9 protein-coding genes are annotated in these 12,186 nt (G+C 67.9%); all 9 read left to right on the top strand.

Annotated elements, in window-relative coordinates; all coding sequences use genetic code 11:
* The first annotated feature begins 101 nt into the window (after positions 1–101).
* Positions 102–1,496 (top strand): N-acetylglucosamine/diacetylchitobiose ABC transporter substrate-binding protein, encoded by a 1,395-nt coding sequence (gene ngcE, locus OG937_13510; protein WUD78728.1) that lies wholly within the window; start codon positions 102–104, stop codon positions 1,494–1,496.
* A gap of 102 nt (positions 1,497–1,598) precedes the next feature.
* Positions 1,599–2,531, top strand: a complete 933-nt coding sequence (locus tag OG937_13505; GenBank protein WUD72634.1) for a sugar ABC transporter permease — start codon at positions 1,599–1,601, stop codon at positions 2,529–2,531.
* Between the two features lie 16 nt (positions 2,532–2,547).
* The gene (locus OG937_13500) at positions 2,548–3,483 is read left to right on the top strand and encodes a carbohydrate ABC transporter permease (protein ID WUD72633.1); all 936 of its coding nucleotides are present in this window, start codon (positions 2,548–2,550) and stop codon (positions 3,481–3,483) included.
* Between the two features lie 220 nt (positions 3,484–3,703).
* A complete protein-coding gene (locus tag OG937_13495) occupies positions 3,704–4,906 on the top strand; it encodes an ROK family transcriptional regulator (GenBank protein ID WUD72632.1) in 1,203 nt (400 codons plus the stop codon).
* A gap of 146 nt (positions 4,907–5,052) precedes the next feature.
* Positions 5,053–6,156 carry a substrate-binding domain-containing protein gene (locus OG937_13490; protein ID WUD72631.1) on the top strand — a complete coding sequence of 368 codons (1,104 nt, stop codon included), beginning with the start codon at positions 5,053–5,055 and terminating at the stop codon, positions 6,154–6,156.
* A gap of 187 nt (positions 6,157–6,343) precedes the next feature.
* Positions 6,344–7,132, top strand: a complete 789-nt coding sequence (locus tag OG937_13485; GenBank protein ID WUD72630.1) for an ATP-binding cassette domain-containing protein — start codon at positions 6,344–6,346, stop codon at positions 7,130–7,132.
* A complete protein-coding gene (locus tag OG937_13480) occupies positions 7,129–8,430 on the top strand; it encodes a sugar ABC transporter permease (protein WUD72629.1) in 1,302 nt (433 codons plus the stop codon). The genes OG937_13485 and OG937_13480 overlap by 4 nt, the downstream gene beginning before the upstream one ends.
* A gap of 136 nt (positions 8,431–8,566) precedes the next feature.
* On the top strand, positions 8,567–10,495 hold the full coding sequence (gene dxs, locus OG937_13475) for a 1-deoxy-D-xylulose-5-phosphate synthase (GenBank protein WUD72628.1): 1,929 nt from the start codon (positions 8,567–8,569) through the stop codon (positions 10,493–10,495).
* 147 nt (positions 10,496–10,642) lie between these two features.
* Positions 10,643–12,154: an amino acid permease gene (locus tag OG937_13470; GenBank protein ID WUD72627.1), complete on the top strand. Its 1,512-nt coding sequence runs from the start codon at positions 10,643–10,645 to the stop codon at positions 12,152–12,154.
* The last annotated feature ends 32 nt before the right edge of the window (positions 12,155–12,186 follow it).

Here is a 12,186-nt window from a genome sequence, read left to right as displayed (position 1 = left end):
CCGCTGAACGCGGGCTTGCGCGGGGGGAACAACGGGTGCGTGGCCCGTGCACAGATTCAACTCCGCACCGCATGGGTCCTGGAGAAGGTGAGGACTTGAGCATGAGATCCGACGTCAACCGGCGCGATCTGATCAAGCGGGCTGCAGCGGTGGGCCTGTTGGCCGCTCCGGCCGCGGGTCTGCTGAGTGCCTGTGCGTCCAGCGGCAGCGGCAACGACAAGACCGGCGAGAAGGGCGAGAAGTCCAAGGACAACCCCTTCGGCGTGGCCAACGACGCCCCTCTGGACGTCGTGATCTTCAAGGGCGGCTACGGCGACGCGTACGCCATCGAGTTCGAGAAGATCTACAAGAAGAAGTTCTCCGGGTCGAAGGTCAGCCACCTCGGCACCCAGGAGATCACCGGAAAGCTCCAGCCCCGCTTCAACGCCGGCAACCCGCCGGACGTCGTCGACGACTCCGGCGCCCAGCAGATCAAGCTGGACGTGCTCTACAAGAGCGGCCAGCTCACCGACCTCACCCCGCTCCTCGACGCGCCCTACATCGACGACCCGAGCAAGAAGATCAGGGACGTCCTGCAGCCCGGCACCGTCGAGATCGGCAGTTTCGACGACGGCAAGATGTACCAGCTGTCCTACATCTACACCGTCTGGGGCCTGTGGTACTCCGGCAAGCTCTTCAAGGAGAAGGGCTGGACCGCGCCGAAGACCTGGTCCGACTTCATGTCCCTCTCCGAGGAGATCAAGAAGTCGGGCATGGCGCCCTTCTGCCACCAGGGCAAGTACCCGTACTACATCAACATCGTGGTCATGGACCTGATCGCCAAGCACGGCGGTCCCGACCTGGTGAAGCGGATCGACAGCCTCGACCCGACGGTGTGGGACGAGCCCGCCGCCAAGGCGGCCGTCGAGGCCGTCTACCAGATCGCCGACAAGGGCTACCTGCTCCCCGGCACCAACGGCATGACCCACATCGAGTCGCAGACCGCCTGGAACGAGGGCAAGGCCGCCTTCATCCCCTGCGGTTCGTGGCTGGAGAACGAGCAGCTGAAGGCCACCCCCGCGGACTTCGAGATGACCTTCCTGCCGATCCCCTCACTGGACGGCGACAAGCTGCCCTTCGAGGCGATCCGGGCCGGCGCCGGTGAGCCCTTCATCGTCCCGAAGAAGGCCAAGAACCAGGCTGGCGGCCTGGAGTTCCTGCGGATGATGCTCACCAAGGAAGCCTCGAGCAAGTTCGCCCAGACGGCCAACTCGCTGACCGTGCTCAAGGACGGCGTCGGCTCCGACGTCCAGCTGCGCCCGGGCACCAAGTCCACCGTCACGGCGCTCACCGCGGCCGGCGGCAACGTCTTCAACTACAACTACATCAACACGCAGAGCGCCTTCGACACGGACGTGCAGAACGCCAGTGCCGAGTTGATGGCCAAGCGCATCAAGCCCGCCGACTGGCTCAAGCGGGTCAAGGCGGCGGCCGAGAAGGCCAAGAAGGGCTCTTAGTACCGACCGGCCCTTGCGCACCGGGGCCCCGGTGCCCCCTGATGGTCCAGGGGGCGTTCGGGGCCCCGGTGCGACGGTCTACCCGATGGCAGGAGCAGTGCCATGCGTTACCGCAAGTACCCGTTCATCGCGGGATTCCTCTTCATTCCGGTCGTGCTCTACGTCGTCTTCGTGATCTGGCCGTACCTGCAGACGTTCGGGTATTCCCTGACGGACTGGTCCGGGCAGTCCCAGGAGATGCACTTCGTCGGCCTGGAGAATTACACGAAGCTCTTCGGGGACCACGTCTTCCTGCAGGCGCTCCGGCACAACGTGCTGCTGCTGGTCTTCCTGCCGGTGATCACGATCCTGCTGGCGCTCTTCTTCGCCTTCATGCTCAACGTGGGCGGCCGCGGCGGCACGACGGGCGTCCGGGGAGTACACGGATCCGCCTTCTACAAGGTGATCTTCTTCTTCCCCCAGGTGCTTTCCGTCGCCATTCTCGTCGTGCTCTTCCAGGCGGTCTACCGCAGTGACGGAAGCGGCCTGCTGAACGGCATCCTGATCAAACTGCACCTCGAGGACCCACAGGCCCCGATCGAATGGCTGAACAGTCCCAACCTGGTGATGTGGTGCCTTCTCGGCGTGCAGATCTGGGCCGGTGTCGGTTTCTACCTGGTGCTGTTCTCGGCGGCCATGCAGTCCGTTCCCAAGGACATCTACGAGGCCGCCCTGCTGGACGGCGCCGGCCGCCTGCAGACCTTCTTCAAGGTGACCCTTCCGCTCCTGTGGGACAGCGTGCAGACGGCCTGGGTGTACCTCGCCATCGCCGCCATGGACTTCTTCGTACTGGCCTCGGTCCTCACTCCGGGATCGAACTTCGGCGGCGGTCCCGACTACCACGGTGAGGTCATGGCGACCTACCTGATGCGCAACTTCCTCACCTTCGGAAAGAGCGGCTACGCCTGTGCGATGGGCGTCGTCATCCTCTTCCTCACCCTGATCCTTTCCGCCGTCGCGCTGCGGGTCTCCCGCCGCGATCGCATCGAGTACTGAGCGGGGAGCGCATCCCATGGCCACTCCCATCAAGCAGCCCACTCCGGTACCGGTATTCAAGGGGCAGCCCACCACCATCGGCAGCAAGAAGACGGAACGGGAACGCTTCGCCGACGGCGGCGCGACGCTCAACGTCTTCTCGCACGGTTTCCTGGTCCTGTGGGGCGTGCTGATCCTCCTGCCCCTGGGCTGGATCGTCCTCGGGTCCTTCAAGAACAATTCCGAGATCGGCGCGAGCGCCTGGTCCTGGCCCTCGCACTGGTCCTTCGACGCGTTCTCCCGGGCCTGGGAGAAGGGCATCGGCGACTTCTTCGTGAACACGGTGATCGTGCTGGTGTTCTCGGTGCCGCTGACGATGCTGCTCGGGTCGATGACGGCGTACGTGTTGGCGCGCTACGAGTTCCCCGGCAACCGGATCATCTTCTACCTGTTCGTCGGCGGCGCGATGTTCCCGGTGTACCTCGCCCTCGTGCCGTTGTTCTTCATGGTCAGCAACCTGGGCATGCTCAACACCTACCAGGGCCTGATCCTGGTCTACGTCGCCTACTCGCTGCCCTTCACCGTCTTCTTCATGCACTCCTTCTTCAGGACCCTGCCCACGGCGGTGCACGAGGCGGCCATGATCGACGGCTGCTCCCACTCCCGGGCCTTCTTCCAGGTGATGCTGCCGATGGCGAAGCCGGGCCTGATCAGCGTGGGCATCTTCAACGTGCTGGGCCAGTGGAACCAGTACATCCTGCCGATGACCCTGCAGCAGCAGCAGTCCAGCAGCGACCCGGACCGCTCGATGCTGGCCCAGGGCCTGGTGAACCTGGCGCAGCAGCAGGGGTACTCCGGTGACTACCCGGCGCTCTTCGCGGGCATGACCATCGCGATGCTGCCGGTGCTCGTGGTCTACCTCTCCTTCCAGCGGCAGGTGCAGGCGGGTCTGACGGCCGGCACCTTGAAGTAACCGGAAGGTCACTCCACGTGGCCGCCGTCCGGTCGCCCGGACGTTGGAGCGGAAGCGGTCCCGCCGTATGCGGGGCCGCTTCTGGATTTTTCGGGCATTACGTCAGCGGTCTGGTTCTGCCCCTTGACGGGAAGCGGGCCTAAAGGCTTGCTTAGAGTTCACATGTTGTAGACGACGGGGTCTCATCGGCGTGGCTCCCGTCCGGTTCGGCAGGAGTGGAATGGTCGTGGAGACTCCGGGGTCCCAGTCGTCGCTGCACCGGGCCAACCTCGAGCGGGTGGTCCGGGCCGTACGGCTGGCGGGTTCGCTGACGCAGGCGGAGATCGCCCGTACGACGGGGCTGTCCGCGGCGACGGTCTCCAACATCGTCCGCGAGTTGCGCGACAACGGGACCGTACAGGTCACGCCCACCTCCTCGGGAGGCCGCCGGGCCCGCGCGGTGGCGCTGTCCGGCGACGCGGGTGTCGTCGTGGGCGTCGACTTCGGGCACTCCCACCTGCGCGTCGCGGTCGGCAACCTGGCCCACCAGGTGCTGGCCGAGCAGTCCGAGCCGATCGACGTGGACGCCTCGGCCTCCGAGGGCTTCGACCGGGCCGAGCAGCTCGTCGCGCGGCTGATCGAGTCGAGCGGCATCGACGCCGACAAGGTGATCGGCGTCGGCCTCGGCGTCCCGGGCCCGATCGACGTGGAGACCGGCGCGCTGGGGTCCACCGCCATCCTCCCGGGGTGGGGCGGCATCAACCCGCGCCAGGAACTGGCCGAGCGGCTGCGCATGCCGGTCCAGGTGGACAACGACGCGAACCTCGGTGCCCTCGGGGAGCTGGTCTGGGGCGGCGGCCGGGGCGTGAAGGACCTGGCGTACATCAAGGTGGCCAGCGGCGTCGGCGCCGGGCTGGTGATCGACGGCCGCATCTACCGCGGTCCCGGCGGCACCGCGGGCGAGATCGGCCACATCACGCTGGACGAGTCCGGCCCGGTCTGCCGCTGCGGAAACCGCGGCTGCCTGGAGACCTTCACCGCCGCCCGTTACGTGCTGGACCTGCTGCGCGGCAGCCACGGCCCGGACCTGACCCTGGCGCGCATGGTGCAGCTGGCCAGGGAGGGCGACCCCGGCTGCCGCCGGGTGATCGCGGACGTCGGCCGGCACATCGGCATGGGTGTCGCCAGCCTAGCCAACCTCTTGAACCCGAGCCGGGTGGTGCTCGGCGGTGATCTCGCGGAGGCCGGGGAGCTGGTCCTGGCGCCCATCAGGGAGTCGGTGGCGCGGTACGCGATCCCCAGCGCGGCCCGTAGGCTTTCGGTGGTCTCAGGGGGCCTCGGGGCCCGTGCGGAGGTCCTGGGCGCCCTGGCGCTGGCCCTCAGCGAAGTGGGCGATTCATCCCTTTTGGATGCTAACGTTCCTGCGGCCGTTGCTGTGCCGTAGAGATCACTCTGCGTTCATCTAGATAACGAAACGCACCGTTGCCATCTCGTTAAGTATTTACTTCTTGACGTCAAGGCAGTTGCCGAGTTGACTCACGCTCACCTCGGCCGCAGTCTTTTGCGGCCCTGTCAGGGAGGCAACCCCACATGAACGCAATGATGCGTCGCGTCGTGATCGGCACCGCGGCCGTCTCCATGGCCCTTTCCGTCGCTGCGTGCGGCAAGGCCGGTGACGACAAGGCGGACGGCGGCAGCAGCAGCGCCGGCAGCAAGAGCAAGACCATCGGTCTGCTGCTCCCCGACAGCGTCACCGCGCGCTACGACAAGTTCGACAAGCCGCTGTTCGAGGCCAAGGTCAAGGAGCTGTGCGCGGACTGCGACGTTCAGTACGCGAACGCCGCGGGTGACTCCGGCAAGCAGGCCCAGCAGGTCAGCACCATGATCACCAAGGGTGTCAAGGTGATCGTGATCAGCGCCCAGGACGCCGCTGCCATCAAGTCCTCCGTCCAGGCCGCCGTCGACAAGGGCATCAAGGTCATCGCGTACGACCGTCTGGCCCAGGGCCCGGTCTCCGCGTACGTCTCCTTCGACAACGAGAAGGTCGGCGAGCTGCAGGGCCAGGCGCTCCTCGACTCGCTGGGCGACAAGGCCAAGCCTTCGGCGAACGTCGTCATGATCAACGGTGACGACGCCGACCCGAACGCCGCGCTGTTCAAGGCCGGTGCCCACAAGGTCCTCGACGGCAAGGTCAAGATCGCCTACGAGCAGAGCGGTCTGTGGAAGGACACCGTCGCCAACCAGAAGGTGACGGCGGCCATCACCCAGATCGGCGCCAAGAAGATCGCGGGCGTCTACGCCGCGAACGACGGCATGGCCGGCGGTATCGCCACCGCCCTCAAGGGCGCCGGCATCAGCGGCATCCCGCTGACCGGCCAGGACGCCGAACTCGCGGGCATCCAGCGGATCATCGCGGGCACCCAGTCGAGCACCGTCTACAAGGCGTTCAAGCCCGAGGCCGACGCCGCCGCCCAGCTCGCGGTGAACCTGGTCGAGGGCAAGGCCATCGACTCGCTGGCCACCACCTCGCTGACCAGCGGTTCCGGTGACAAGGTCCCGTCGCAGCTGCTGACCCCGGTCTCGGTCACCAAGGCCAACGTCAAGGACACGGTCGTCGCCGACAAGCTGTGGTCCGTCGAGGAGATCTGCACGGCCGAGTTCGCCAAGGCCTGCAAGGCCGCCGGCCTCCAGTAACACGGCAGGCCCTCCCTCCGGAGGCCGCCACGCGAACCTGTCCGGTGCCCGCCCCGTCCAACAGACCCCGCTGACGGGGCGGGCGCCGGACAGACAGTCCGTTCCAGTTCATGTAAAGCTGTGCAGTTTGCACAAAACTCCGCGCCCCTCCAAGCGCGGCATCCCCGCCGGTCAGGCGGCGAAGGAGATGGTTCACGTGTCCGCTACGCCCGTGCTGGCGTTGCGCGGAGTCTCCAAGCGATTCGGTGCGGTCCAGGCACTCACCGATGTCGACCTGGAGGTTCACGCCGGAGAAGTCGTCGCGCTCGTAGGCGACAACGGCGCAGGGAAGTCGACCCTGGTCAAGACGATTGCCGGTGTGCACCCCATCGATGACGGCGTCATCGAGTGGGAAGGCAAGCCGGTCAACATCAACCGGCCGCACGACGCCCAGGGTTTGGGCGTCGCCACCGTCTACCAGGACCTCGCGCTGTGCGACAACCTCGACGTCGTCGCCAACCTCTACCTCGGCAGCGAGATCAAGCGCGCCGGTGTGATCGACGAGGTCATGATGGAGAAGCGGTCCCGGGAGCTGCTCAGCACGCTGTCGATCCGCATCCCCAGCGTCCGCATCCCGATCGCCAGCCTCTCGGGTGGTCAGCGTCAGGTCGTCGCGATCGCGCGCGCCCTGATCGGTGACCCCAAGCTGGTCATCCTCGACGAGCCCACCGCCGCCCTCGGTGTCGAGCAGACCGCCCAGGTGCTCGACCTGGTCGAGCGGCTGCGCGAGCGCGGCCTCGCCGTCATCCTCATCAGCCACAACATGGTTGACGTCAAGGCCGTCGCCGACAAGGTGGCGGTACTGCGGCTCGGCCGCAACAACGGCGTCTTCGACGTCAAGAGCACGTCCCAGGAAGACATCATCTCCGCCATCACCGGTGCCACGGACAATGCCGTGACCCGCCGTCAGGGGCGGCGCACGGAGGCTGCAAAGTGAGCGACACGTCGAAGACCGTAAAGCAGGACGTGGTGGCAGCGGCGGTCGAGGACGCGTCCTCGGCGGCTGTGCCCGTGGTCGACCCGCGCCTGCTCGTCCGTGAAGAGGGCTTCAAGGGCTACCTCACCGAGTTCAAGCGCAAGGTGCGCGGCGGTGAGCTCGGCTCGCTGCCGGTCATCATCGGCCTGATCATCATCTGGACGATCTTCCAGACCCAGTCGAGCAACTTCCTGAGCGCCGGCAACCTGGCCAACATCGGCTTCTTCCTGGCCGCCACGGGCATGCTCGCCATCGGTCTGGTCTTCGTACTGCTGCTCGGTGAGATCGACCTGTCGGTCGGCTCGGTCAGCGGTCTGGCCTCGGCCGTCTTCGCCATCTTCGTCACGAACCACGGGATGAACCCGTGGCTGGCCATGATCCTGGCCATCGTCACCGGCATCCTCATCGGTGCCCTGCACGGCTGGTTCTTCGCGAAGATCGGCGTCCCCGCGTTCGTCGTCACCCTGGCCGGCTTCCTCGGCTGGAACGGCCTGATGCTGCAGCTGCTCGGCGACAGCGGAAGCCTCTCGATCCCGGACGACGGCCCGCTGCACATCCTGGGCCAGCGTTCCTTCTTCATGGACCAGGACATCTCCGGCGCCTACCTGCTGGCCGGCCTCGGCACCGTGGCCATGCTGGCGGGCTCGCTGATCGAGCAGCGGCGGCGTCGCGCGGCCGGCGTCCCGTTCCGGCCCACCGGCGAGATCGCGTTCCGCGTGGGCGCCCTGGCGGTCGTCTCCTTCGTCGCCGCGTACGTCCTGAACCAGGCGAGCGGCGTGCCCAACGCGCTGGTCGTCTTCCTGGCGGCCCTGGTCGTCACGGACTTCGTGCTCCGGCGCACCTCGTACGGCCGCAAGGTGTTCGCGGTCGGCGGCGGCATCGAGGCCGCCCGTCGTGCCGGCATCAACGTCGCCATGGTCCGCATCTCGGTGTTCGCCATCTCCGGCGGCTTCGCGGCGCTCGGCGGTCTGTTCTTCGCCGCGCAGACCTTCACGGCGACCCTGGGCGCCGGCGGCGGCAACACCCTGATGCTGGCCATCGCGGCCGCGGTCATCGGTGGCACCAGCCTCTTCGGCGGCCGCGGAAACGTTTGGTCCGCGCTGCTCGGCATGCTGGTCATCCAGTCCATCCAGACCGGCCTGGACCTGCTCAACATGAACACCGCGCTCCAGTACATGATCACCGCCGCGGTGCTGCTCGCCGCCGTGGTCATCGACTCGGTGTCCCGCAAGAGCCAGAAGGCCGCGGGCCGCGGCTGAGGGTCCGCACCGCACCAGTGGCGTGACGTGCCCGGCGCAGGGAAGATCATCCCAGCGCCGGGCACGGGTGTGTGCGGAGCTGAAAACGCGAACACATACACTCGGGAAACCGGCAAGCGACAACAAGGAGGCACGGGTGGCTCTGCTGACCCGTATCAAGGGACCGCGCGACCTCGACCGGCTCAGCCCGGAGCAGCTGGTCGAGCTGGCAGGCGAGATCCGTACCTTCCTGGTCGACGAGGTCTCCAAGACGGGCGGGCACCTGGGACCGAACCTGGGTGTCGTCGAACTGACCATCGCGCTCCACCGTGTCTTCGACTCGCCGCAGGACAAGGTGCTGTGGGACACCGGGCACCAGTCCTACGTCCACAAGCTGCTCACCGGCCGTCAGGACTTCTCCAAGCTCAAGAGCAAGGGGGGCCTGTCCGGCTACCCTTCGCGCGCCGAGTCCGAGCACGACGTCATCGAGAACAGCCACGCCTCCACGGTGCTCGGCTGGGCCGACGGCCTGGCCAAGGCCAACGAGCAGCTGGGCAAGCACGACCACACCGTCGCCGTCATCGGTGACGGCGCCTTGACCGGCGGCATGGCCTGGGAGGCGCTGAACAACATCGCCACCGCCAAGGACCGCCCGCTGGTCATCGTCGTCAACGACAACGAGCGCTCCTACGCCCCCACCATCGGCGGCCTCGCCAACCACCTCGCCACGCTGCGCACCACCGACGGCTACGAGCGCTTCCTCACCCGCACCAAGGAACTGCTGGAGCGCACCCCGGTCATCGGCCAGCCGCTGTACGAGACCCTGCACGGCGCCAAGAAGGGCTTCAAGGACTTCATCGCCCCGCAGGGCATGTTCGAGGACCTGGGCCTGAAGTACGTCGGCCCGATCGACGGCCACGACATCGCCGCCCTGGAGTCCGCGCTGCAGCGCGCCAAGCGCTTCGGCGGCCCGGTCATCGTCCACTGCCTGACGGAGAAGGGCCGCGGCTACACCCCCGCCCTGCAGGACGAGGCCGACCGCTTCCACGCGGTCGGCAAGATCCACCCGGACACCGGCCTGCCGATCGCGGCCTCCGGCGCCGACTGGACCTCGGTCTTCGGCGAGGAGATGGTCAAGCTCGGCAGGGAGCGCAAGGACATCGTGGCCATCACCGCCGCGATGCTCCAGCCCGTGGGCCTGGACAAGTTCGCCAAGGCGTTCCCCGACCGCGTCTACGACGTCGGGATCGCCGAGCAGCACGCGGCGGTGTCCGCGGCGGGCCTGGCGACCGGCGGCCTGCACCCGGTGGTCGCCGTCTACGCGACCTTCCTCAACCGCGCCTTCGACCAGGTCCTGATGGACGTCGCGCTGCACAAGTGCGGCGTCACCTTCGTGCTGGACCGCGCCGGCATCACCGGCACCGACGGCGCCTCGCACAACGGCATGTGGGACATGTCGATCCTGCAGGTCGTCCCGGGCGTGCGGATCGCCGCCCCGCGCGACGCCGACCAGGTGCGCGCCCAGCTCCGCGAGGCCGTCGAGGTGTCGGACGCCCCGACCGTGGTCCGCTACTCCAAGGGCGCGGTCGGCCCGGCGGTCAAGGCCGTCGGCAAGGTCGGCGGCATGGACGTGCTGCGTCAGGCCAAGCCGCAGGACGACGACGCCACGCCGGACGTCCTGCTGGTCTCCGTCGGCGCGCTCGCCCCGATGTGCCTGGAGATCGCCGACCTGCTCGACGCCCAGGGCATCACCACCACCGTCGTCGACCCCCGCTGGGTCAAGCCCGTCGACGCGGCCCTGCCCGGTCTCGCGGCCGGCCACCGGGTCGTCGTCACCGTCGAGGACAACGGGCGCGTCGGCGGTGTCGGCTCCGCCGTCGCCCAGGCGCTGCGCGACGCCGGCGTGGACGTGCCGCTGCGCGACTTCGGCATCCCGCAGGAGTTCCTCGACCACGCCAGCCGCAAGGAGGTCATGGCCGAGATCGGTCTGACCGCCCCGGACATCGCGCGCCAGGTGACCGGCCTCGTCAGCCGGCTCGGGGGCCGCTACGCCGACGAGCCCGCGCCCCAGGTCGCGGGCGACTGACGGCCGCTCCCCGTCCTTCGCACCACCGGGCCGGGCGACACCCCAATGGGTGATCGCCCGGCCCTTCTGCTGATGTGTAGGCGCGCCAGATCCGGTCACAAGCATCTGCGGGTGCTGTGATGCAGGAACAACTGTGGAGGTGCGCCGGTGGACGTGGGCGGTAACGCTGCGAAGGGTCGGAGCGGTTTCTTCCGTACCAAATCGGTCGAGGACTCCCTGCGGGACACCCAGGAGCCCGAGCACGCGCTCAAGAAGTCGCTGTCCGCCCTCGACCTCACGGTCTTCGGTGTCGGCGTCGTCATCGGCACCGGCATCTTCGTCCTCACGGGCAAGGTGGCGAAGGAGAACGCGGGCCCGGCCGTCGCGCTGTCCTTCGTCGCCGCGGGCGTCGTGTGCGCGCTCGCCGCCCTGTGCTACGCGGAGTTCGCCTCCACCGTGCCGGTGGCCGGATCCGCGTACACCTTCTCCTTCGCCACCCTCGGCGAACTGCCCGCCTGGATCATCGGCTGGGACCTCGTGCTGGAACTGGCGCTGGGCTGCGCCGTGGTAGCCGTCGGATGGTCAGGCTACCTGCGCTCGATCATGGACAACTGGGGCTGGCACCTGCCGTCCGTGCTGTCCGGCGGCGAACAGAGCGGCTTCCACTTCGACCTGCTGGCCTTCCTGCTGGTGGCCGTGCTCACCGCCGTCCTGGTCGCCGGGATGAAGCTGTCGGCCCGGGTCACCTCCGTGGTGGTCGCCATCAAGGTCACCGTGGTGCTGATCGTCATCATCGTGGGCGCGTTCTTCATCAAGAGCCACAACTACACCCCGTTCGTCCCGCCCGCCGTGCCGTCCGAGGGGGCGGAGGCCGGCATCAAGGCCCCGCTCATCCAGCTGATCTCGGGCTTCACGCCGTCCCAGTTCGGCGTCATGGGCATCTTCACCGCGGCGGCCGTTGTCTTCTTCGCGTACATCGGTTTCGACATCGTCGCCACCGCCGCCGAGGAGACCAGGAACCCGCAGCGGGACGTGCCGCGCGGCATCCTCGGCTCGCTGATCATCTGCACCGTGCTCTACGTCGCCGTCTCCATCGTCGTCACCGGCATGCAGCACTACACCCGGCTGACGGTGGACGCGCCGCTGGCCGACGCCTTCAAGGCGGTGGGCCACCCCTTCTGGGCCGGGCTGATCGCCTTCGGCGCGGTGGTGGGCCTGACGACGGTCTGCATGATCCTGCTGCTCGGGCAGAGCCGGGTCTTCTTCGCGATGAGCCGCGACGGGCTGCTGCCGCGCTTCTTCTCCCGGGTGCACCCCACCCGGGGCACGCCCTACCGTTCGACGATCCTGCTCGGCGGCATCGTGGCGATCGTCGCCGGCTTCACGACCATCGAGGAACTGGCCGAGCTGGTGAACATCGGCACCCTCTTTGCGTTCATCGTCGTCGCCATCGGCGTCGTGGTGCTGCGCCGTACCCGCCCCGACCTGCCGCGTGCCTTCCGCACCCCGCTCGTGCCGTGGCTGCCCGCGGTGTCGGTGCTCGCCACGCTGTGGCTGATGCTCAACCTCCCCGCCGAGACCTGGCTGCGGTTCGCCATCTGGATGGCCCTCGGCTTCCTCGTCTACTTCCTCTACGGCTACCGGCACAGCCGGGTCCGCACACCGGCCCGGCAGGGGTGAGCTGACGCACACCGAGGGCGCCCGGTACGTTG

It is taken from the genome of Streptomyces sp. NBC_00510, from assembly GCA_036013505.1.
Lineage (GTDB): Bacteria > Actinomycetota > Actinomycetes > Streptomycetales > Streptomycetaceae > Actinacidiphila.
The sequence above is the reverse complement of the archived record's forward strand: the minus strand, read 5'-3'. Positions and strand labels throughout refer to the sequence as shown.

What these genes read in the sequence shown, in the direction of transcription:
- OG937_13490 (WUD72631.1), top strand. Translation starts at nt 5,053, where the DNA reads ATGAACGCAATGATGCGTCGCGTCGTGATCGGCACCGCGGCCGTCTCC.
- OG937_13505 (WUD72634.1), top strand. Translation starts at nt 1,599, where the DNA reads ATGCGTTACCGCAAGTACCCGTTCATCGCGGGATTCCTCTTCATTCCG.
- OG937_13495 (WUD72632.1), top strand. Translation starts at nt 3,704, where the DNA reads ATGGTCGTGGAGACTCCGGGGTCCCAGTCGTCGCTGCACCGGGCCAAC.
- OG937_13485 (WUD72630.1), top strand. Translation starts at nt 6,344, where the DNA reads ATGGTTCACGTGTCCGCTACGCCCGTGCTGGCGTTGCGCGGAGTCTCC.
- OG937_13500 (WUD72633.1), top strand. Translation starts at nt 2,548, where the DNA reads ATGGCCACTCCCATCAAGCAGCCCACTCCGGTACCGGTATTCAAGGGG.
- ngcE (WUD78728.1), top strand. Translation starts at nt 102, where the DNA reads ATGAGATCCGACGTCAACCGGCGCGATCTGATCAAGCGGGCTGCAGCG.